Source organism: Neoalteromonas flava, from assembly GCF_002807685.1.
GTDB lineage: Bacteria > Pseudomonadota > Gammaproteobacteria > Enterobacterales > Alteromonadaceae > Alteromonas_E > Alteromonas_E flava.
Genome location: NZ_PEAX01000003.1, coordinates 665,037 through 686,247 on the forward strand (window position 1 = coordinate 665,037; position 21,211 = coordinate 686,247).

Annotated in this window: 21 protein-coding genes; 8 read left to right on the forward strand and 13 right to left on the reverse strand. The window is 42.9% G+C overall.

Annotated features, from left to right (window positions below; translation table 11 throughout):
* Genes CSH92_RS08925 through arsC form a run of 3 tightly spaced genes read right to left on the reverse strand, consistent with a single transcriptional unit; the run spans nt 1 to nt 1,348 of the window.
* Nucleotides 1-417 (reverse strand): DUF2069 domain-containing protein, encoded by a 417-nt coding sequence (locus tag CSH92_RS08925; RefSeq protein ID WP_100657252.1) that lies wholly within the window; start codon nt 415-417, stop codon nt 1-3.
* Complete coding sequence (wrbA, locus tag CSH92_RS08930) at nt 414-1,013, reverse strand: NAD(P)H:quinone oxidoreductase (RefSeq protein WP_100657253.1); 600 nt, start codon at nt 1,011-1,013, stop codon at nt 414-416. Before wrbA ends, CSH92_RS08925 begins: the two co-directional genes overlap by 4 nt.
* Complete coding sequence (arsC, locus tag CSH92_RS08935) at nt 1,010-1,348, reverse strand: arsenate reductase (glutaredoxin) (RefSeq protein WP_100657254.1); 339 nt, start codon at nt 1,346-1,348, stop codon at nt 1,010-1,012. The genes wrbA and arsC overlap by 4 nt, the downstream gene beginning before the upstream one ends.
* Before the next feature lie 64 nt (nt 1,349-1,412).
* On the opposite strand from arsC, the gene CSH92_RS08940 reads away from it, so the two are divergent.
* The gene (locus CSH92_RS08940) at nt 1,413-1,892 is read left to right on the forward strand and encodes a TlpA family protein disulfide reductase (protein WP_100657255.1); all 480 of its coding nucleotides are present in this window, start codon (nt 1,413-1,415) and stop codon (nt 1,890-1,892) included.
* Here CSH92_RS08940 and bepA read toward each other — a convergent pair.
* Nucleotides 1,875-3,344, reverse strand: coding sequence for a beta-barrel assembly-enhancing protease (bepA, locus tag CSH92_RS08945; RefSeq protein WP_100657256.1), 1,470 nt, complete (start codon nt 3,342-3,344; stop codon nt 1,875-1,877). The genes CSH92_RS08940 and bepA overlap by 18 nt on opposite strands.
* A 219-nt stretch (nt 3,345-3,563) precedes the next feature.
* Between bepA and CSH92_RS08950 the strand changes: the two genes are divergently transcribed.
* On the forward strand, nt 3,564-4,637 hold the full coding sequence (locus tag CSH92_RS08950) for an AI-2E family transporter (RefSeq protein WP_100657257.1): 1,074 nt from the start codon (nt 3,564-3,566) through the stop codon (nt 4,635-4,637).
* Between the two features lie 43 nt (nt 4,638-4,680).
* Here CSH92_RS08950 and bcp read toward each other — a convergent pair whose 3' ends face one another.
* Together bcp and CSH92_RS08960 are read right to left on the reverse strand one after the other, a co-directional pair.
* Nucleotides 4,681-5,148 (reverse strand): thioredoxin-dependent thiol peroxidase, encoded by a 468-nt coding sequence (bcp, locus tag CSH92_RS08955; RefSeq protein WP_100657258.1) that lies wholly within the window; start codon nt 5,146-5,148, stop codon nt 4,681-4,683.
* Nucleotide 5,149: 1 nt separating this feature from the next.
* Nucleotides 5,150-5,686, reverse strand: coding sequence for a glycine cleavage system transcriptional repressor (locus CSH92_RS08960; RefSeq protein ID WP_100657498.1), 537 nt, complete (start codon nt 5,684-5,686; stop codon nt 5,150-5,152).
* A 158-nt stretch (nt 5,687-5,844) separates the two neighbouring features.
* On the opposite strand from CSH92_RS08960, the gene dapA reads away from it, so the two are divergent.
* The 5 genes from dapA (at nt 5,845) to CSH92_RS08985 (ending at nt 10,165) form a co-directional block, all read left to right on the forward strand.
* Complete coding sequence (dapA, locus tag CSH92_RS08965; protein WP_100657499.1) at nt 5,845-6,726, forward strand: 4-hydroxy-tetrahydrodipicolinate synthase; 882 nt, start codon at nt 5,845-5,847, stop codon at nt 6,724-6,726.
* A gap of 7 nt (nt 6,727-6,733) precedes the next feature.
* Nucleotides 6,734-7,852: an outer membrane protein assembly factor BamC gene (gene bamC, locus CSH92_RS08970; protein WP_100657259.1), complete on the forward strand. Its 1,119-nt coding sequence runs from the start codon at nt 6,734-6,736 to the stop codon at nt 7,850-7,852.
* An 18-nt stretch (nt 7,853-7,870) separates the two neighbouring features.
* Nucleotides 7,871-8,581 carry a phosphoribosylaminoimidazolesuccinocarboxamide synthase gene (purC, locus tag CSH92_RS08975; RefSeq protein WP_100657260.1) on the forward strand — a complete coding sequence of 237 codons (711 nt, stop codon included), beginning with the start codon at nt 7,871-7,873 and terminating at the stop codon, nt 8,579-8,581.
* Between the two features lie 164 nt (nt 8,582-8,745).
* Complete coding sequence (locus CSH92_RS08980; protein ID WP_100657261.1) at nt 8,746-9,273, forward strand: hypothetical protein; 528 nt, start codon at nt 8,746-8,748, stop codon at nt 9,271-9,273.
* Nucleotides 9,274-9,304: 31 nt separating this feature from the next.
* Nucleotides 9,305-10,165: an alpha/beta fold hydrolase gene (locus CSH92_RS08985; protein WP_100657262.1), complete on the forward strand. Its 861-nt coding sequence runs from the start codon at nt 9,305-9,307 to the stop codon at nt 10,163-10,165.
* Nucleotides 10,166-10,197: 32 nt separating this feature from the next.
* Here the strand turns inward: CSH92_RS08985 and CSH92_RS08990 are convergent, their stop codons facing one another.
* From CSH92_RS08990 to ubiG, 7 genes are all read right to left on the reverse strand, one after another.
* The gene (locus CSH92_RS08990) at nt 10,198-10,863 is read right to left on the reverse strand and encodes a hypothetical protein (RefSeq protein ID WP_100657263.1); all 666 of its coding nucleotides are present in this window, start codon (nt 10,861-10,863) and stop codon (nt 10,198-10,200) included.
* Nucleotides 10,864-11,106: 243 nt separating this feature from the next.
* Complete coding sequence (locus CSH92_RS08995; protein ID WP_100657264.1) at nt 11,107-11,490, reverse strand: response regulator transcription factor; 384 nt, start codon at nt 11,488-11,490, stop codon at nt 11,107-11,109.
* Nucleotides 11,465-13,012 carry a sensor histidine kinase gene (locus CSH92_RS09000; RefSeq protein ID WP_100657265.1) on the reverse strand — a complete coding sequence of 516 codons (1,548 nt, stop codon included), beginning with the start codon at nt 13,010-13,012 and terminating at the stop codon, nt 11,465-11,467. Before CSH92_RS09000 ends, CSH92_RS08995 begins: the two co-directional genes overlap by 26 nt.
* A gap of 346 nt (nt 13,013-13,358) precedes the next feature.
* Nucleotides 13,359-13,652, reverse strand: a complete 294-nt coding sequence (yfaE, locus tag CSH92_RS09005; RefSeq protein ID WP_420807501.1) for a class I ribonucleotide reductase maintenance protein YfaE — start codon at nt 13,650-13,652, stop codon at nt 13,359-13,361.
* Between the two features lie 13 nt (nt 13,653-13,665).
* Nucleotides 13,666-14,796: a class Ia ribonucleoside-diphosphate reductase subunit beta gene (gene nrdB / locus CSH92_RS09010; protein ID WP_100657266.1), complete on the reverse strand. Its 1,131-nt coding sequence runs from the start codon at nt 14,794-14,796 to the stop codon at nt 13,666-13,668.
* Nucleotides 14,797-14,861: 65 nt separating this feature from the next.
* Nucleotides 14,862-17,186: a class 1a ribonucleoside-diphosphate reductase subunit alpha gene (nrdA, locus tag CSH92_RS09015; RefSeq protein WP_100657267.1), complete on the reverse strand. Its 2,325-nt coding sequence runs from the start codon at nt 17,184-17,186 to the stop codon at nt 14,862-14,864.
* 371 nt (nt 17,187-17,557) lie between these two features.
* Complete coding sequence (gene ubiG / locus CSH92_RS09020) at nt 17,558-18,259, reverse strand: bifunctional 2-polyprenyl-6-hydroxyphenol methylase/3-demethylubiquinol 3-O-methyltransferase UbiG (RefSeq protein WP_100657268.1); 702 nt, start codon at nt 18,257-18,259, stop codon at nt 17,558-17,560.
* A gap of 269 nt (nt 18,260-18,528) precedes the next feature.
* Between ubiG and gyrA the strand changes: the two genes are divergently transcribed.
* Entirely contained in the window at nt 18,529-21,207 is a 2,679-nt protein-coding gene (gene gyrA, locus CSH92_RS09025) for a DNA topoisomerase (ATP-hydrolyzing) subunit A (protein WP_100657269.1), read from the forward strand.
* Nucleotides 21,208-21,211 lie beyond the last annotated feature (4 nt).

Consider the following 21,211-nt stretch of genomic DNA (forward strand, 5'->3'; position numbering starts at 1 on the left):
TTAACCTCGCTCAAACTTGTCTCGTTCTTGTTGCATCACCACTGATAACTTTTGCAACCCTTCACCCAGCTCACGTCCGCGCTTTCTGGCATAAACGGCACAACCAATGAACATACCTGTGGCGAATATTAGTTCAATGAGCGCATACAGCCATTCCTGCGGTTCTGCGTACATAATAGTAAGACCGTGGATCAGGTAAAACATTACAATAAAATTTGCCCATGCGTGAGTGTAGGGTTTGCCTTTTATCACGCCATACAGAGGTAATACCAAGGGCAGAACATATATCAGTAGAATGAAAACTGTACTGAAAGCCTGCTCTGTGCGTAATCCAAAGTGCCAAAGGACCACCCAGGCCAACAATGCTAGATGACAAGTCAGCGCTAAAAAACGATAAAATCGGGTTGTTAAGTTCATGATAAGCCTTTACTCAGTAGGGCGGCTAAATTGGCTAGGCGTTTGCCTTGACTATACGCTAGGTTCTTCTCTTCTGCGCTTAATGCTGGGGTTTCAGAATTAAAGGATACATGGCTCGCGCCGTAAGGCGTTCCACCTGTGCGAGTAGAAGCCAAGTCCGGTTCGCTGTAGGGAATTCCAGTGATTAGCATGCCGTGATGTAACAGTGGAGTGATCATCGACAACAAGGTCGCTTCCTGCCCACCATGCATACTCGCTGTTGAAGTAAATACACAGGCGGGCTTATCCACTAGAGCACCTTTAAGCCAAAGGTCACTGGTGCTATCCCAAAAATGTTTCAATGCACTGGCCATATTGCCAAAGCGCGTCGGACTTCCTAATGCCAATCCTGCGCACTCAGCCAACTCCTGTTTGGTTACATAAGGCGCACCAGACGCTGGCACTGCCGCTTGAGTTGCATCTATATTGGTAGAAACTTTAGGTACGGTTCGTAGCAGTGCACTCATGCCTGTGGATTCGATCCCCAAAGCGATTTGCTCGGCTAACAAACGAGTAGCACCTGATTGACTGTAGTAAAGTACAAGTACGTGGCTCACAGGATCTCCAATAGCTGTTCCGGCGGACGCCCAATGCGTGCTGCACTCTCAGTAACCAAAATCGGTCTTTCTATGAGCTTTGGTATTTGTACCATGGCATCTAATAATGCGTCTTGATTAGCTGCACTTAAGTCGTGCTCTTTATATTCAGCTTCTTTGGTTCGCATCATTTCGCGGTAGTCGTTAATTCCCAACTTTTTCGCGATGGATTTTATCTGCGTGGCGTTCAACGGTGTCTTTTGATAGTCGATCACTTCAATATCGACGTTATTTTCTTCAAGTAGTGCTAAGCCCTGACGACTCTTTGAACAACGTGGATTATGTAAATATTGCATTTGTTAACTTCCAAAATATGCAGAATACCTAGTAGTATACCCTGTAACGAACGGGGAGGTTCAAGTGCAAAAGTGGTTATTTGCAGTAGTAGCAGGTTGTGCCCTTGCGGCAGGTATCGTGTTGTATCAGTCACAGCAATATGATTTTCAAACGTTGCAGGGTGATTCGTATCAATGGCAACAGCTTGAGGGCGATTGGGTGGTGGTTAACTACTTTGCAGAGTGGTGTGCTCCGTGTTTAAAAGAAGTGCCTGAATTAAACGCCTTTGGACAATGGGCCGAAGAGCAATCTAACGTGCACTTATTTGCGATCAGTTACGATGCATTAAGTCGCGAAAAGTTGAGCGACATTGCGACGCAATACAGAATGACCTTTGATTTACTGGTACCAGAGCTAACCCGTCACGTCCCAGTGAAAAAACCACAATACTTGCCAGCGACCTTTATTATCAAGCCAGATGGCAGCATTACGCCACCGTTGTTAGGTGAACAAACGAATCAATCAATTCAAGCGGCACTAGTGCAACTACAGGAGGCGTTCTAGGCGAGCCTCTTCGTCCCGTAACTGTTGAATGCGAGCTCTGATACGCTGTTTTTCTAAATGGTTGTCGCCGGTGAAGTTATACGCATGTTGTAGTTCATCAATTGCTTGCGGGAACGCCGCTAACAGAGCAAAAACTTCGGCATTCATTTGATGCATTTCTTTATACTTGCGCGCTTTACCGTAGGCGTCTGACAACAATTGATGGGTCAGCATGTGTTCAGGGTTTAGCAATAAAAAATCACGTAATAGTTCAGTAGCATAGTCTAGCTGCTTATCTTCAATAGCTGCATTGGCTAAATTCAATGTGACCACCGCATTACGAGGTGAGTTTTTTAGTTCTTCAGTAAGCATTGCTACAGCCTGTTTGGCGTCGCCCATAGCAACATAAATGTCAGTTGCGGTATCAAGGTAAAATAAATTACTTGGATCCTGAGCCAGTAATTTGTCAATAATTTCTTTCGCCTCATTGGCCTTATCTGCACGCAATAACGCTAACGCTAAACCGTATTCAGCGGCGGCGGGGACTAATTGACGCTCGGTAACTGCATTAGTGTAATAGTCCAAAGCGGCTTGCTTGTCGTAAATATAACGTGCTTGGATCCGCGACTTTGCCAAATGAAATGATAAGCTAGGCGGCAATCGTACATTGGGAAGATTTGCCGCTCTGATCCGCGCGTCTGCAATCCGAGATTCTGGCAACGGGTGAGATAGCAAGCGGGCAGGGGGACGAGATACAACACGCATTTGAGCGGCTAATTTACCGAAGAAAGTTGCCGCAGCAGCTGGATCATAGCCGGCTCGAGCCAACATGGTAATGCCAATGCGGTCGGCCTCTTGCTCGTTTGAACGAGTGTAATTGAGTTGCATTTGTGCAGCGGCAGCTTGAGAGGCGCTAATCGCAGCCATCCCGGCTTGTGGGTCGCCAGCCATTGCTCCTAACAATATCCCGCCGATTAGAGAGGCTATTTGCAGAGGTGATGCACGCTGTGCTGATTGAATTCGCCGAGCTAAATGACGTTGTGTAACGTGAGCGACTTCATGCGCTAAGACAGATGCGACTTCACTTTCATTATCCGCGTTGTAAATCAAGCCCGTATGCACACCTATATGGCCGCCATAGAAAGCAAATGCGTTGATATCACTGTTATTCAGGAGAAAGAAGGTAAATGGGAATTTTGCGTTATCAGCATGGATAACTAGGCGGTTACCCAGGTCCTGAATATATTGAGTTAATACTGGGTCATTAATGATAGGAGCCTGAGCACGCATCTGTCGCATGATCACATTACCAATCAGCATTTCTTTATCAATGCTAACAGTATCTGAAGCGACTACGCCTATTTCTGGTAATTCATTGCGATCATTGCGAGTGCTCTGTAAGGCTGCCGCATGGGAGGCTAACGCGCAATATACCAACACGAAAATACAGCTAAACAATTTACGACTTATCATGCTTCTCCAAGCTTAAGGTATAAAACACAGTCACTTACGTAACGCAATATAGTTAATACTAAGGAACGCAGACCTCATAGGGTATAAGAGCTTCAAACCTTAAAAATAGTTGCACTTTATTAAACATTCTTTTTTATCCGCGACAAAGCAGATTGCACTTGCACCCATGCTTAACCTATCATCGCAGTAATTTCTACAGTAAAAGGTTCTACTCCAAATATGCTAAGCGTTATTGACCGCTGGTACAAACGTAAATTCTCTGATCCCGATGCACTCATGTTATTGGTCCTGATCATCATCAGTAGTTTAGTCTTGGTGTTTTGGGGCGGCATGCTGATGCCCGTTATCGTTGCGGTTATTGTGGCATATTTACTCGATTGGCTGGTGACTCAAGCAGAGCGGGTGTGTATAAAACGTACGGTTGCCACGGCGTTGGTTCTAATCGTATTTTTTACGGTAACCATTATTGCCTTAGTGATGTTACTTCCGGTAGTAACTAAGCAAAGTGCAAATTTAATCCGCGAGATCCCAATTATATGGGAACAGGCACAAAGCTGGTTAATGACGCTGCCGGAAAAATACCCGACGGTTATTCAGTATGATGCTATCGAGCGCATGATGGTCAGCATTAATGAGCGCGCAGTGGGAATTGGCCAAGAGATCATTTCATTGTCATTTACATCGATCGGTAATTTAGCTGCGCTGTTAATTTATGCCATTTTAGTTCCGTTGATGGTTTTCTTTATGCTCAAGGATAAAGCTTTGTTACTTGAAGGCGTATCACGCTTTATGCCAAAAGAACGCCGCCTAATTAACAAAGTCGGTTCTGAAATGAATACGCAAATCGCCAATTATATCCGTGGTAAAGTAATTGAAATCATTATCGTCGGTGCCGTAACCGTTATCACCTTTTTAGTATTAGATTTGCGCTATGCGGTGTTATTAGGCGTGTTAGTGGGCCTGTCGGTATTAATCCCTTACATCGGTGCAGCCGTGGTTACCATCCCTGTGGCCGCGGTAGCATTATTTCAATTTGGGTTAACGACACCGTTTTGGACATTAATGATTGCCTACGCGATTATTCAAGCGCTGGACGGCAACCTGTTGGTGCCACTTCTATTTAGTGAAGCGGTGAGCCTGCACCCATTACTGATCATTATCGCAGTGCTATTTTTTGGCGGCTTATGGGGTTTTTGGGGGGTGTTTTTCGCAATCCCGCTAGCAACTTTGGTTAAAGCTGTCGTAAACGCTTGGTCGTCTAGCCCTGAACCTGATATCCCGCCGGCGACCTAAATCCAACAACAAAAAAAAAGGCCGAGATTAACTCGGCTTTTTGTTATTCCTGGGCGAGGTAATCGAGTACGACTTGATGGTGGTCTTTCGTTTTAAATTTATCAAATACATGAGCGATGACTCCGTTTTCATCGATCAAAAAGCTCAGGCGATGAATACCATCATAGACTTTGCCCATAAACTTCTTTTCACCCCAAACGCCGAACTGTTCCGCGACGGCGTGATCTTCATCGCTTAATAGGGTGAAATTTAACGATTCTTTCTCAGCAAACTTAGCTAAACGCTTGGGAGCGTCGATACTGATACCCATAACAACGACATTCAGCTTCTCTAATGCATCGTGCGTATCGCGTAACCCTTGAGCTTGTACAGTGCAGCCTGGTGTCATTGCTTTTGGATAAAAATAGACCAGTACTTTTTTACCTTTGTAGTCGGCAAGATTGATAGTGTTTTCGTTTTGATCTAGAAGCGAAAATTGTGGTGCATTATCACCTTTCATCAGTGTTTTCATGTTAGTCCTGTGTTTGTTTGTCGATCAATTTACCACTAAGGTTAAGTGATGCGAGCATTTCGCTGATAGCCGTATCGACGGTAGCAAGGTCTGTGGTTTGCGGTGCGCTTAGCATCATTTTGCAGCGCATCATGTTTGCACCTGACGCTTTATATAAGAATGTTTGTTGGCGCAACGCAGTAACGCTTATCTCAAACTGTGCAAACAATGAAGTGACTGCTTTAACAATGCCTACCGAATCTACACCACTAAACTCTAGGCTAAACAAATGCTCTAAATTTTGTTTACAGTGTTCGCTTGTACGCTTGAGGATAGAAAGCAGATCATGCTCCATACACAAACGTGGCAGCATGATTTCAGCCTTGGTTATCGCCGCTTGCCCACCTTCAATAATCATAGTTAAGGTGAAGTCTTTACCAAAAATGGCTTGGCGGCTATCAAGAATGTTACAACCCACTTCAGCGACACATTCAGCCAGTGCACTTAAGATGCCCGGGCGATTATGGCCAAGGACGGTAACAATTAACTGTATTTTCATGCAAATCAACACGTAATTTAAGAATAACGGGCGCGTATTCTCCTGATTTATCGTGGTCGTTGCAATATAGCGTTAAAATTAATGATTTGCTGGCACTGATCGCTTGTTTTTACACGCGTCCATCATTACCATGTGCGCTCGCAAATAAAGAGGTGATCATGTTTACGGGTAGTTGGGTTGCGTTAGTTACACCAATGCATAGCGACGGTACGGTTGACTATGGTGCGTTACAACAATTAGTAGAGTTCCATATCGAGTCAAAAACCGATGGTATCGTAGCGGTTGGGACTACTGGCGAGTCAGCAACGTTACCTTTTGATGAGCATGTTCACGTAGTTAAAAAAACTGTCGAGTTTGCTGCCGGCAGAATACCAGTGATCGCTGGGGCTGGTGCCAATGCAACTGAAGAAGCCATTTTCTTATCTCAACAGTTGGCTAAAACTGGTGTGGAAGGTTTTCTTTCAGTCGTACCGTATTACAATAAGCCCCAACAGCGCGGAATGGTGGCGCACTTCACTGCCATTGCGCAAGCGACTGACCTTCCAAATCTTTTGTATAACGTACCGGGTCGCACAGCCGTTGATATGCTGCCAGAGACCGTTGCCGAGCTTTCTCAATTACCAACGATTGTGGGCTTAAAAGATGCAACAGGCGATGTTAATCGTCTGCGCGAAACTCAACCTTTAGTTCCCAATGACTTCGTGATGCTAAGCGGTGATGATGATACGAGTCTTGATTTTCTTATTGCTGGCGGACACGGGGTTATTTCTGTCACCGCTAATATTGTGCCCGCTGCTATGGCACAATTGTGCAAGCTTGCCATGAATGGTCAGCATGCAGAAGCTGAGCGTGTAAACGCTGAAATCGCGCAGCTCCATTTAGATCTGTTTATTGAACCTAACCCAGTGATGCCCAAGTGGGCGTTGTATAAAATGGGCAGAATGTCAGGGCCAACTTTGCGTTTACCGATGGTAGAGCCGGAACTTGTTAGCCAAAAACAAATCGAAGCAACTTTGGCGTCATTAAAGTTATTAAAATAAGGTGTACATGAAAAAGTTAAATCCCTTCGCGAATATTGGTATTGCAGCGCTCGTTGGAGTTTTATTGAGTGGGTGTGCCAGCAAGGAAGAACGCGAACTTGCCTCAGGTGGTTTTAATTACACGGAGGTTAATCCCGGACAGACCATCGCCATTCCAGACGATGTTGACACACCAAATTTTTCCAATCGTTATGCATTGCCTGAAATAGGTGAAAATGCGCAGCGTGAGTTAGTCGGACAAAAGTTAAGAGTCGCATCACCTAGCTTAGTTATTCCGTCAGTAACCGGCTCGCATATTACTGAAGGTACCAAAACTGCCACTATTTGGTTTGACAAAGTGGATGATTCACAGCCACTCGATCAGGCTATTTGGAATTCTTTATTAGCGTTTCTAGAAGAGCAGGGGATCGGTGTCGATAGTTTTGACGCAGAAAACCAGCGATTAGTCACCGACTGGATGATCGTAAGCAAGGAAGATGAAGACAGCAGTTGGTATGATTGGACATCAACAGAAAGCCAAGTCGGCCGCCGATTTGAGTTTACGTTAGATATGAAAGCACATGGCCGCAGCGCTGCTTTGAATACAGAACTAGTGGATTATTTAGAGCAAAGTGGTGAGAATGTTGTTGCTGATATCGATGCCATTCGTGAACGCCAGGAAGAAGTCAGTATTCTTAATCAGGTAATTAACCACTACGATTATCAGATCCGTTTGGCAACATCGCGTAAAATCCAACAAATCCGTCAAGGCTTCAATATGGAAATGGGGTTTGATGACAATGGCAATGCAGCTTTTGTCGTTGATGCTGAGTACGATATCGCATGGCCGCGGATGCAACTAGTGCTGCGCAAGCTGGGTTTCGATGTTAAAGACTTGGATAAATCCAATGGGCTACTCTTTGTGACATATGCTGGTACTGAAGAAAAGTGGTACGAAGGTTGGTTTTCTGACGATGACACAATGGAGCTAGAAGAAGATGATTATCGCTTACAAATGCGCGAGCTAGGGGCGAAAACTTCAATTACGCTGATGGACAACCAAAGCCAGCCGTTCACGGCCAATAAAGTATCTGATTTATTTCCGCGTTTTGCCGAAGTAATGTCAGAAGATGATCTTGATATCTAATAACAGAGAGATGCTCTAATGCAAAAGCGCGACGAACTATATCGCGGTAAAGCGAAAACGGTTTTTACCACCGAAGACGCTGACAAGTTAATTTTAGAATTCCGCAATGATACTTCGGCATTCGACGGTGAAAAGGTTGAGAAGTTGGATCGCAAAGGCGAGATCAACAACAAGTTTAATCACTTTATTATGCAAAAGCTTGAAGCGGCTGGTGTTGAGACTCAACTTATCGAGCGTTTGAGCGAAACCGAATCTTTAGTTAAAAAATTAGACATGATCCCAGTCGAGTGCGTGGTTAGAAACTACGCTGCGGGCTCCATGTGCCGTCGTTTAGGGGTCGACGAGGGGATTGAGCTTAATCCACCAACCTTCGAGTTTTTCCTTAAGAACGATGCTTTACATGATCCTATGGTCAATGAGTCGCACATCATCTCTTTTAATTGGGCTACTCAAACGCAAATTGATGCAATGAAAATGCTCACTTTTAAAGTGAACGACGTATTGCGTGAATTGTTCTCAAATGCAGGTATGTTATTGGTCGACTTTAAACTAGAGTTTGGAGTGTTTGAAAACCGCATAGTGCTTGGCGATGAGTTCTCACCCGACGGTTGCCGTTTATGGGATAAAGAAACCCGTAAAAAAATGGATAAAGACCGTTTCCGTCAGGGCTTAGGTAGCGTAGTTGAGACCTATATCGAAGTGGCTGAACGTTTAGGCGTACCGTTGTAATAGACTACGTGCAACGCCCTCAGAACAATTGATTTTAAAGGCCTCCTGCTTGAATAGCCGGGGGCTTTTTTATACCTAGTGTCATCTTCCCTAGGCTTAGATTGGTTGCATTTCAAGTTTCAATGCTTCATGGTAAACATTGATTTGAAAAACGGACTTCATGTATGAATGCTTATTTACAGGATGATAATGCAAATTTACACCCCACCTTTTTCTCCTTTGCAGCGCTTAAAGATCGAATACAGAGATATATCGAAATAGTGGTGCTCACTGGCGCAGTATGTGCTTATTTAATGTATCTACAATACGATAAGGCGTTAACTCAAGAGGTGTTTAGCAGTCCACAGGTAAATGACTTTATTTATGTCGATTACACTGCAATTGCTCCAGATTCAGATAGGAAGTTTAAATATATTCCAATGAAGATATTAAGCATTAGTGAAAAAGGTCTCTTATTCAAAGTCGGTAATATCGCTTACAGTAACCCAGCTTCACCCTACCAACATGCCAAGTCAGACAAAGCGGTAACATTAAGGAACTACTATCGCAGTGAACCGCTTTTATTATCGCACAACGAATTCGGCTCGCTGATTGAATCTAAAGACATTTATAGTGCGCGCAGACCGTCGAATATATACATTGGAGGATGGGCCGTGCTTCATCTCCGCGAATTGCAAGCTTCTGCACAATGATATTTGGTGAAACAAAGCTTAAGGTTATTCGATGAAACTTTTTCTTTTTTTGGTCACATGCTGTCTCGCATTTAATGCACATGGCGTTAATCCAGAGCCAACAAAATCTGGAAGCTATGATATTGGTGGCGTTCGACAATATCTAGAATGCTATGAAAACGAGCACCCAACATTGATTTTAGAGCAAGGTTTCGGCCGTTCAGGTTCTGATGGCGTCTGGTTACCGAACATCGTTGAATTACTCGGTGATTTCAGTATTTGTCTTTATGATCGGCACGGTTTAGGGAAAAGTGAACAAGGGCCTGTCCCTGTGACAGTGAATGACCTTGCAATTCAACTTCATCGTTTGTTAGCTGCTGCAAATGTAGAACCTCCTTATTACTTTGCAGGCGGCTCCTATGCATCCAACATCATAACTGCCTTTAATAATCTATACGAAAAAGAAGTTTTGGGCGCTGTTTTCATTGATCCTTCACCGTTTGGTTACTTTCATACCATGGGCACTCGATGGCCTGATGATTTTGAAACTCAAGACCAACAACTAAAACGCTATTATGAATTCGAACAAAGCGTGCATGAACCATTGTTTGCAAGAGCACCAGAAAAAATCGACCATATGAATAGCTACGAGCAACTGCGTAACGCCCAGAATTTTGGCGATAAGCCTGTTTTGGTGCTGCGAGCCAAGCCATCGCTTGAAAGGTATGATCCGCCTTTCGTTCCAGAATCAGTCGCTGAAAAAATGGATTTGCTGTTTGAAAATGCGGACGAGAAGTTTCTACAACTTTCAGCTAATGCACAGGTAATTTACTCAGATTCTGATAAACATCACCTTCATATCGCTGACAGAGAGCTCGTGGTAGAGACGATAAAAAAACTTATTCAGCAGTAAAGTATAAATTTGTTTTTTATACGTATAGGCGTTTAGTCCTCTGACTTTTCACTCAAATATTGCAAAGACTCTACCGCCTCAATACTGTATATCTTGGCGTCTTGCGCTGTTTCGTCATAGGTAAATAAGAAATAACTACTCACGCCCAGTAATGTTGTGGTTTTGGCGTCACTATCGCTTACAACAATAGTCACCTTTGACCCACCACCAGATTTTATATCTTCCGCTTCATTATTCGCGAAAAACCAAATGTAGGCTCCAAGAGACAACACTCCCATCACAAAGGTCAGGCGTAAATTATTCTTACGCTTTTTCGGTGCCCAAAAAACAAATAACAAAACCTTTATATAGAGAGGCATAGGGTTGTCAGCGTACTTCGCGCGCTGTTTCGCACTGAATAAATTAGCGCTATCGGCAAAGTAAAAGAACAAGGTAATAAACGCGAAAACGACAATGATGTCGGGGTTTTTAATTGGTGCGACAAGTATATCTTCTAATGTAATAAACTTAACAATGTCGATACCAAACGCGTCGTATAACGTATACAAATAGGCAGTACTGGTTAAAATCATTACTAGGTAAGAGATAGCAATAGACAAGCCTGTAGAAGCGCGCATGAATTGATACAAATCACTGAATAGCAATGCGTATTGAGACTCGTCTTCTCTAGTTTTGTTTCGTTTTTCGGGAATCTGCACTGGATCTCCATATGATTATTTATGGTTGAGGATAACGATAAGCACAATAGCTGCAACTTTAATAAGGGAAAAACTTCGTTCAACAGGAAGCGATAATGGGAATAATAATTAACTGCCAGAACAATTCTGAGCTAATACAAGTAAATTTAGTAATTTCAGCCATAGTAGAACGGTACTAAAATTTTAAATCTGACAAGAACCTAGTTGCATAGGGTTAATTAATTTTTTTCTGTAACGTAAGATTTAATTCTGCCTGTTTGAAGATAACTTATCCCTAACTAAATCGATACAAGCGCGAACATCCTCCAACTTCACTGGTTTCAGCAGTACCTTTGCTATACCAAACTCTTCTAAATTACTTCCATCATTCATTTCATGGTAACCGGTTAGCAGGATGATGACTCCAGAATAGTTAATTTCTTTCAACTCTTTAGAAAGTTCGACGCCGTCCATTTTGGGCATTTTCCCGTCGGTTAGGACCAGGTCAAAGGTATTATCTCTGCACATCTCAAGAGCCTCTATTCCATTTGTTGCTGAGCAAATAAAACAGTCTTTGTAATAGTGTTGTATATGCATCTCGAATACTTCAATAATTGTTGGGTCATCGTCTACCAGAAGGATTCTCATCTATATTCCTAATCTTTAGAATAAAACTCACAGAGTTTGCTGATTGCTCAAACAATAACTCTGACCCCATATCTTCTGCTAATCGCTTCGATAGTGATAAACCGAGGCCAGTTCCTTCACCAACATCCTTAGTAGTAAATAAAGGATCAAATATTCGGTCCTTAACATCGTCATTAATTAGTGGACCATTATTTATAATAGCCAAATCAATGTCATTTTGATTTTCGTTAATTTTAACAGTCAGTATTTTATCGCCATTTATTTTTTGAAGTGCGCTAATGGCGTTCGATAGCAAGTTATTAATTATTTGGAAAATGTTTAGTTCTATAGTATTCACGCGCAGTTGTGAATTTGTTTCATAGTTTCCTATAAGTTTAATATCGTTTACTTTTATTCTCTGCTCGTAAAGTTGAAGTGCTTTTTTAACAATCTCATAAACACTTACCTCCTGCGGATGCCCTGGTTCATGCCGTGATAGACGTTGTAAGTTTTTAATTATGTCGCTAATTTTTAAAACGGTATTACGTATATTTGTTAGGCACTTATTTCCGATGATATCTTCAGAGCTAATTGATTTTTCTAATATTTCAGCGCTTCCAATGATTATCTGCAGAGGGCTATTAATTTCATGTGCAATTCCACCAGCAAGCTCACCCAAACTAATCAGCTTCGAATTTGTTGTAGCCTCTAGTTTTACTTTTTCTCTCTGCGTAACGTCGGTGAAGTAAACTAGAAGAAAGTCCATTTCAGGTTTTTTAAAATTAATAACTCTAAAGTATCTTTTTAGTGATTTGTTATACACAGGATCTTCAATAACCAGGTCATCACTATTAAAAGCTTTAACTGCTGAATCAAAATGTCCATTTTCTATAACGTCTGGAAACAGCTCTAAAACCGACTCTCCGACAACTTCACTTGCGCTAGCTACACCGGCCTCTGTAGTAGCTTTGCCGGAAACGATGCTACTGCGAAAGTCAACTATCTTGCCATTATTAAACTTAGGTTCATATTTAAGAATAGACCCTGGATTTCCCTCAACGAGCGTGGCTAACAGATTCTTTTGTTCTGTAATTACAGAGGTTCTCTCTTGAACCTTTTCTTCAAGTTGAGTATTTAGCTTTTGTAGTTCATCAATGAGCTTTAGATGCTCAGCAGGCGACGGCAGTGCGGTAAGCTTTGGTAGCAATTTAAAAAGCGTGTAGGCGGTCAAAAGACTAACGATAGCAATTGATACTTTTAAGAACATCGCTAATACGTACTCGCTGTTCCAGTAATTGTATGCAGAGATCAAATGTGTAAAACCACACAATTGTATGAAAAGAAAGAATAGAAAGAGTATTTTTTGTGAATCTTTGGTTAGATCAGGTCTACGTTTGTAAAATATATAAATCGCTACAGGTATTGATGTATATGCAATGAAAATCATAATCTCTGAAATTACGATAGGAAAAAGTAGTTCAGGTTTCCAAAGTATACAATGGCCATGCGGCATAAAAGATGAACTATCAATCCCGAATAACATAGAGATCCTTAATGGTAAAATTTTTAATTTAGAGGAACTTCTATACCGACAATTCCGTTAAACTTATAATTAACTGTTATTTAAATATAGACTTATTTTGCGACCAGCACTCAGCAATCGCAGCATCTAATCTACGCAGCCATTTTCTGCTGACGTTTCTCTAAAATCTGACCTTTGATTTACCGAATATGTGCGTGATGGTCTAATCTTTTGCTAGATTGCAAGAATAACTATTAGATGAAAGATGCGTGTGAATCCTTTTTATTTGAATCAAGGCTCAGATTAAGTTTCAAACTAACGGGGCGACGACTAGTATTTCTGATTCGTTCTATAGTATTTGGATTTTCTAGCTAACAATTAATGTCACTGGTGATGTTGCCCTTGTGCAACAGGGTAAAATTTCATCGTCATCGATAAAGGCGAGGGGGTCGGTGGTATAGTCCACGCTACCACTGGTCATTTTGCAGCGGCAAGCGCCACAAAAACCATCCCGGCAATGAAACTGAACATCGATATTGTGCCGTTCGAGTGTTTCAAGCAGGGTTTCTTTGGGGAGAGGGGTAATATCGAGTTTATCACCGTTATCAGACTTGCCGTCGATAACGGTGACAATCAATGTGTCGGCAGCAGTGCTCGTCACATGTATCGCTTACTTACAGTTCAAAATCTTCGAAGTCATTTACGCTGACTTCAGAATCAATTTGACCGACTAGATAAGAGCTGATTTCAGACTCTTGGGGCGCTACCTGTACATTGTCTGAGCTCAAGTAGTTATTCATCCACGGTAGTGGATTGTCTTTCACATCAAACGGTTGGTCCATGCCAATCGCTGACATACGGTGATTAGCAATATACTCAACGTACTGGCATAAAATGTCTTTGTTCAAGCCAATCATTGAGCCATTTTGGAACAAATAATCAGCCCATTGCTTTTCTTGCTCAACCGCTTTAAGGAAGATTTCGCGCGCTTCATCTTTGAGTTCTTCAGCGATTTCAGCCATTTCCGGGTCGTCTTTGCCACGCGCCCATAAATTAAGGATGTGTTGAGTGGAGGTTAGGTGAACGTTCTCATCTCGCGCGATTAAACGAATGATCTTAGAATTACCTTCCATCAATTTACGCTCTGCAAATGCAAAGGTACAGGCAAACGACACATAAAAACGAATAGCTTCAAGCGCATTAACCGAGTTAATGCATAAGAACAATTTCTTTTTAAGTTCACGGATCGTTACGTTATGTGCCTCACCGTTTATAGTGTGTAAGCCTTCGCCCAAGGTTTGCCATAATTGGGTATAGAAAATAAGGTCATCATAGTAACGGCTGATGTCACTGGCGCGCTTTTTAATTTCCTCATTCACAACGATATCGTCGAATACCTCACTAGGATCAGTGAATAGATTTCGCAAAATGTGCGTGTACGAACGCGAATGAATGGTTTCGAAAAACGACCATGTTTCAATCCACGTTTCTAACTCTGGGATCGAAACAATCGGCAATAACGCAATGTTTGGGCTTCTGCCTTGTACTGAGTCGAGCAGGGTTTGATATTTCAAGTTAGAAATAAAAATATGCTGTTCAGCATCGCTCAGCTTTTGAAAGTCAACACGGTCTTTGCTTACATCAACTTCTTCTGGGCGCCAAAAGAAGCTGATTTGTTTTTCAATTAACTTTTCAAAGATTTCGTGCTTTTGTTGGTCATAACGCGCAACATTCACCGGATTTCCCATAAACATGGGTTCTGACAAAGTGTCCGTAACAGATTGATTAAACGTTGTGTATTTCATGGAAACCTATTCTTATATCGATTCTACGTACGTGTTCGCGTTTTACTGTTGCTATGGTGCCTGCGTTAGATCTTGCAAGCACCACCCGCACAATCGTCATCTTCAGCCATAACTACTTCAGTGGCTTGAGGTTGTTTAACGCCCGCTGATGTAATTGCAACACTGCTGCTGTCAGACGCTCCATCACGGGTGTTGTGGTAATACAGAGTTTTTACGCCCAGCTTGTAAGTCGTCAACAAATCCTTAAGCAGTAGCTTCATAGGAACCTTGCCACCGTCGTACTTGCTTGGATCGTAATTAGTATTGGCAGAAATGGTTTGATCAATAAACTTCTGCATAATACCAACCAGTTGCAGATAACCATCGTTTGATGGAATATCCCATAGCAATTCGTATTGATCTTTTAACCGCTCATACTCAGGTACAACTTGTTTCAATACGCCGTCTTTACTCGACTTGATACTGATGTGACCACGCGGTGGTTCAATACCATTTGTTGCATTAGAGATCTGTGATGATGTCTCTGATGGCATCAAGGCCGACAACGTGCTGTTACGTAAACCGTATTTAACAATGTCGTCACGCAATGCATCCCAATCGTAATGTAGCGGTTCGTCGCAAATTGCATCGAGTTCTTTACGATAGGTATCAACCGGCATTAATCCTTGAGAGTAAGTTGTTTCATTAAACTTCGGACAAGCACCTTTTTCCTTCGCAAGGTTATTTGATGCTTTGAGCAGGTAATATTGCATGGCTTCAAACGTACGGTGCACTAAACCATTTGCGCTGTGATCGGAATATTTAACCCCGTTTTTGGCGAGGTAGTATGCGAAGTTAATCACACCAATTCCTAACGTGCGGCGACCTTCAGTGGCATTACGCGCGGCAGGCACCGGGTAATCCTGGTAATCGAGCAAGCAGTCAAGCGCACGTACAGCTAGGTCAGCTAATTCGTCGAACTCGTCCAAGCTTTGGATAGCACCCAGGTTAAAGGCAGATAGCGTACATAATGCAATTTCACCTTCTTCATCGTTCACGTGTTGCAATGGCTTAGTTGGCAAAGCTATTTCAAGACATAAGTTACTTTGACGTACTGGCGCCAATTGAGGATTGAACGGGCTGTGGGTATTACAGTGATCCACATTCTGTAGGTAGATACGCCCAGTACTAGCGCGCTCTTGCATAAATAAGCTAAATAACTCTACAGCTTTGATTTGCTTCTTCCGAATGCTTGGATCGTTTTCGTATTGTACATACAAACGCTCAAATTCATCTTGATCCGCAAAGAATGCATCGTACAACCCAGGAACATCTGATGGACTGAACAATGTGATGTTCTGATCCTTAATCATGCGCTGGTACATTAATTTATTAAACTGTACACCGTAATCCAAATGACGTACGCGGTTCTCTTCAACACCACGGTTATTTTTAAGCACCAGCAATGATTCAACTTCTAAATGCCAAAGTGGATAGAACAGAGTGGCTGCACCACCGCGAACTCCGCCTTGTGAACAGCTTTTAACGGCTGTTTGAAAGTACTTATAAAACGGTAAGCATCCAGTGTGGAAGGCTTCGCCGCCGCGGATAGGGCTACCTAAAGCGCGGATACGACCGGCATTGATGCCGATGCCGGCACGTTGGCTCACGTACTTAACAATCGCGCTTGCTGTTGCATTAATCGAATCTAAGCTATCACCTGTCTCGATCAATACGCAGCTGCTGAATTGACGGGTAGGGGTACGCACACCAGACATTATTGGTGTAGGCAAAGAAATCTTGAATTTAGATGTAGCATCGTAGAAACGCTTAATGTAATCCATGCGCGTTTCTTTGGGATAGTCAGCAAACAAACAAGCAGCCACCAAGATATAGAGGAACTGCGCTGACTCATAGATTTCACCTGTTACCCGGTTCTGAACTAAATACTTACCTTCTAACTGTTTCACTGCAGCATAACTAAAATCCATATCACGCCAGTGGTCGATGTACTCATCAAGCTCTTCTAATTCAGCAATGCTGTAGTCTTCAAGAATGTGCGCATCATACTTACCCGTGCTCACCATTTTTTGTACATGGTCAACAAGCGTTGGTGGCTCAAACTGACCGTAGGCTTTTTTACGCAAGTGGAAAATCGCAAGTCGTGCAGCTAGATATTGATAATCTGGGGCGTCAGTGCTGATCAAGTCAGCAGCAGACTTAATTAAGGTTTCATGAATAACTTCGGTGCTGATCCCTTCATAAAACTGGATTTGAGCTTTGATTTCTACCTGAGAAACCGAGACATTACTCAGCCCTTTCGCAGCCCAAGTAATAACCTTATGGATTTTATCGAGATCGATTGCTTCTTTTTCACCATTACGTTTGGTGACATACAGATTATTATTCATGATTTTTAGCCATTCATTGAGTTAGCGCACGACACAGAGAGCGATAAGGCTCAGTTTGAGTATCGTTGGAATTCTTATAGTTAAATTTGTCGCTGCTTTTTTATACGTTTTTAGCGAGCAACTGAAACACAAGATAGTGCGCTTTGGTTGTTAACGCAACCCAATATATGGTGATTTTAGTAAATAAAAATTGGCATTAAATTTAAGTTAGTGGAGACTAACGTTATGTCGCTTTTCTTAGCAATGTTTACTAAAGATCAACGAGTTTTTTGGCGTTAAAATCAAATTTTTATAACTTACGTAGATCCTAGAGGAAATCGATATATAGGTTTAACTTGTGAGTGCAATAACTAGATATAGTGTTTTCGCTATTAAGCGCGACAATGTAAAAGATAGTTCACATCTAGATTTTTATCTGACAAATAATAATTTTGTAATAACGGATTAAAGTGCAAACCGATTGCACCGCTTACCGTCAAATTAGTTTGGTCGATCATAGCCATCAGTTCACTGGGTTTGATGAACTTAGCGTGTTCATGAGTACCTTTCGGTACCATATTAAGTACATATTCAGCGCCTACGATCGCCATTAAAAAGGACTTCATATTTCGATTTAACGTGGAGAAAAACACATGGCCACCAGGTTTAACTAAACGTGCGCATGAATAAATAACGGAAGCCGGTTCAGGCACGTGCTCAAGCATTTCTAAACATGTCACAACGTCAAATGAGTGCGCATGTTTATCTGCAAAGGCTTCAGCGGTGCTTAACGTATAATTTACGGCAACACCCGATTCAAGACCATGCAGTTTGGCGACTTCTAATGCATCCTCCGACATATCTATGCCACTGACATCCGCCCCTTGCTTAGCCATAGATTCTGATAAGATCCCACCACCACAGCCAACATCGCATACCGTTTTGCCAAATAAACCGTCACACGCAGTGGCGATCCAGTCAACGCGAAGGGGGTTTATCTGGTGCAGAGGCTTAAACTCACCCTGTAAGTCCCACCAACGAGAGGCGATCTCTGAGAATTTTTGAATTTCTTTAGCGTCTACGTTAGTGGTCATTTTTTGCTCATTTTACGTCTGGTTTCGGCGTTATTATTAACGATACCAATTGATAAGGTAAAGGCTTCACTAAAAGTTTTGTTAGAAGCGCATCTAAGGCTACAGTTTGAGAATTTCTAGTGGTACACTCAACTGCTTGGAGTATGACCCAAAAGCGTGTCATAGCCTGCAGTATTCTTCCAATCAGAAACGCCAGATCGCAGACCGATCGCTAGCGTTAATATATCGCAGGTATGACCCAATAAAACCTATAAGGGAACAGCCAGTTTATGACTGACAATGCGAAAGAAATCCTTCCGATTAATATCGAAGAAGAATTGAAGAATTCCTATTTGGACTATGCCATGAGCGTAATCGTTGGGCGTGCCTTGCCTGACGTTCGTGATGGGCTTAAGCCGGTGCATCGCCGCGTTTTGTTTGCGATGAACGAACTCAAAAATGATTTCAATAAACCGTATAAAAAGTCGGCGCGTGTGGTCGGTGACGTTATAGGTAAATATCACCCGCATGGTGACTCCGCGGTTTATGACACCATTGTACGTATGGCGCAGCCGTTTTCATTGCGCTATATGCTGGTTGATGGTCAGGGTAACTTTGGGTCTGTGGATGGAGACTCTGCTGCAGCTATGCGTTATACCGAAGTGCGTATGGCTAAAATTTCGCATGAGCTACTCGCTGACTTAGATAAAGAGACGGTTAACTTTGTACCTAACTATGACGGTACTGAACAGATCCCTGAGGTATTACCTACCAAGGTTCCTAACTTATTAGTTAACGGTTCGTCCGGTATCGCCGTAGGAATGGCAACCAACATTCCACCACACAATCTTACCGAGGTGATAAACGGTTGTATTGAGTTGATCAATAATCCTGACATGCCGATTGAAGAGCTAATGACCTTCATACCCGGTCCGGATTTTCCAACAGCTGCAATGATCAGCGGCCGTAAAGGCATTGAAGATGCTTACCGTACCGGTCGTGGCAAGATCTACCTGCGCGCCAGAGCGAATATCGAAACGGAAGAGAATGGTAAAGAAACCATCATCGTTAATGAAATTCCATATCAGGTTAACAAAGCACGCTTAATCGAAAAAATTGCAGAATTGGTTAAAGAAAAGCGTGTTGAGGGTATATCTGCACTGCGTGATGAATCAGATAAAGACGGTATGCGCATTGTTATCGAGGTAAAGCGCAACGAATCTGCAGAGGTTGTTCTTAATCATTTATATGCTAATACACAGTTGCAAACTGTGTTTGGCATTAACATGGTTGCACTAGATAACGGTCAGCCAAAAGTATTTACCCTCAAGGAAATGCTCGAAGCCTTTATTCTGCACCGTCGTGAAGTGGTTACTCGACGCACTGTGTTTGAATTGCGCAAGGCGCGTGACCGGGCGCATATCTTAGAAGGTCTAGCGATAGCCCTTGCGAATATTGATGAGATCATTGAATTAATCAAGGCTTCACCAAGTCCATCTGAAGCTAAACAAGCCTTAGTGGCGCGTGGCTGGGATCTGGGTGATGTTGCTCAAATGCTCGAGCGTGCAGGGGATGAAGATCCTTCGCGTCCAGAATGGTTAGCGCCAGAGTATGGGATCCGGGATGGACAATACTTCCTTACTGAGCAACAAGCACAAGCTATTCTCGATTTGCGCTTACATAAATTAACGGGTCTAGAGCACGACAAGATCCTCGATGAGTATCGTGGGCTATTAGAACTAATTGCTGAGTTGTTGCATATTTTGGCCAGCTCCGAACGTTTGATGGAAGTCATCCGTGAAGAATTAGAAGCCATTCGTGAAGAATTCGGTGATGAACGTCGCACTGAAATTACTGCTGCGAGTCATGATATCGATATTGAAGATTTAATCGAGCAAGAAGATGTCGTAGTGACGCTTTCCCATGAAGGTTATGTTAAGTATCAGAAACTTTCTGACTACGAGGCGCAACGCCGTGGCGGTAAGGGTAAGTCAGCAACGAAAATGAAGGACGAAGACTTCATTGAGCGTTTACTCGTGGCCAATACCCACGATCATATTTTGTGCTTCAGTACCCGCGGTCGCTTGTATTGGTTAAAGGTTTATCAGTTACCGCTAGCCAGCCGCAACGCGCGTGGGCGTCCGATTGTAAATATCTTGCCACTTGAAGAAGATGAGCGCATTACCGCGATTCTACCGATTAAAGAGTTTGTGGACGACAAGTTTGTCATTATGGCAACCGCTAATGGAACAGTTAAGAAGACTGCTCTTACCCAATATTCTCGCCCTCGTTCGAACGGCATCATCGCCGTAAATCTTAATGATGGTGATGAGTTAATCGGTGTTGCAATTACTAACGGTGAGGATGACATCATGTTGTTCTCAGACGAAGGTAAGGTTGTGCGTTTTAACGAGAAGGCAAGAGATTCAGAAACGGGTGAAGTCAAACGTGACCCTGATACCGGTGAAGAAATCCTAGCTATTCGTCCTATGGGGCGCACCGCAACAGGTGTTAGAGGGATCAAGTTGCAGCCGGGTCAACGCGTTGTATCGCTGATTGTGCCTACCGGTGATGGCGCAATTTTAACCGTGACCGAAAACGGCTATGGCAAGCGCACGCCGCTGGCTGATTACCCAGCGAAGAGCCGGGCAACTCAGGGGGTTGTATCGATAAAAGTCTCTGAACGTAACGGTAAAGTTGTTGGTGCAGTGCAAGTAGACGAAAACATGGAAATCATGTTGATCAGCGATAAAGGTACTTTGGTGCGCACACGTGTGAACGAAGTGTCGGTTGTGGGTAGAAATACTCAAGGTGTGCGTCTGATCCGTACTGCTGACGATGAAAACGTTGTAGGGCTTGAGCGCATTGAAGAAATCGCAGCTGAAGAGCTCGACGACGAGTCAATCGACGCTGAAGGTATCGAAGAATCAACAACTCAAGATAGCGGATCAGCTCCAGCAGAAGAATAAGGCT

Coding starts and splice junctions, on each gene's coding strand:
- CSH92_RS08925 (WP_100657252.1), bottom strand. CDS start 417: ATGAACTTAACAACCCGATTTTATCGTTTTTTAGCGCTGACTTGTCAT.
- arsC (WP_100657254.1), bottom strand. CDS start 1,348: ATGCAATATTTACATAATCCACGTTGTTCAAAGAGTCGTCAGGGCTTA.
- bepA (WP_100657256.1), bottom strand. CDS start 3,344: ATGATAAGTCGTAAATTGTTTAGCTGTATTTTCGTGTTGGTATATTGC.
- CSH92_RS08950 (WP_100657257.1), top strand. CDS start 3,564: ATGCTAAGCGTTATTGACCGCTGGTACAAACGTAAATTCTCTGATCCC.
- bcp (WP_100657258.1), bottom strand. CDS start 5,148: ATGAAAACACTGATGAAAGGTGATAATGCACCACAATTTTCGCTTCTA.
- CSH92_RS08960 (WP_100657498.1), bottom strand. CDS start 5,686: ATGAAAATACAGTTAATTGTTACCGTCCTTGGCCATAATCGCCCGGGC.
- dapA (WP_100657499.1), top strand. CDS start 5,845: ATGTTTACGGGTAGTTGGGTTGCGTTAGTTACACCAATGCATAGCGAC.
- bamC (WP_100657259.1), top strand. CDS start 6,734: ATGAAAAAGTTAAATCCCTTCGCGAATATTGGTATTGCAGCGCTCGTT.
- purC (WP_100657260.1), top strand. CDS start 7,871: ATGCAAAAGCGCGACGAACTATATCGCGGTAAAGCGAAAACGGTTTTT.
- CSH92_RS08980 (WP_100657261.1), top strand. CDS start 8,746: ATGAATGCTTATTTACAGGATGATAATGCAAATTTACACCCCACCTTT.
- CSH92_RS08985 (WP_100657262.1), top strand. CDS start 9,305: ATGAAACTTTTTCTTTTTTTGGTCACATGCTGTCTCGCATTTAATGCA.
- CSH92_RS08995 (WP_100657264.1), bottom strand. CDS start 11,490: ATGAGAATCCTTCTGGTAGACGATGACCCAACAATTATTGAAGTATTC.
- CSH92_RS09000 (WP_100657265.1), bottom strand. CDS start 13,012: ATGTTATTCGGGATTGATAGTTCATCTTTTATGCCGCATGGCCATTGT.
- nrdB (WP_100657266.1), bottom strand. CDS start 14,796: ATGAAATACACAACGTTTAATCAATCTGTTACGGACACTTTGTCAGAA.
- nrdA (WP_100657267.1), bottom strand. CDS start 17,186: ATGAATAATAATCTGTATGTCACCAAACGTAATGGTGAAAAAGAAGCA.
- ubiG (WP_100657268.1), bottom strand. CDS start 18,259: ATGACCACTAACGTAGACGCTAAAGAAATTCAAAAATTCTCAGAGATC.
- gyrA (WP_100657269.1), top strand. CDS start 18,529: ATGACTGACAATGCGAAAGAAATCCTTCCGATTAATATCGAAGAAGAA.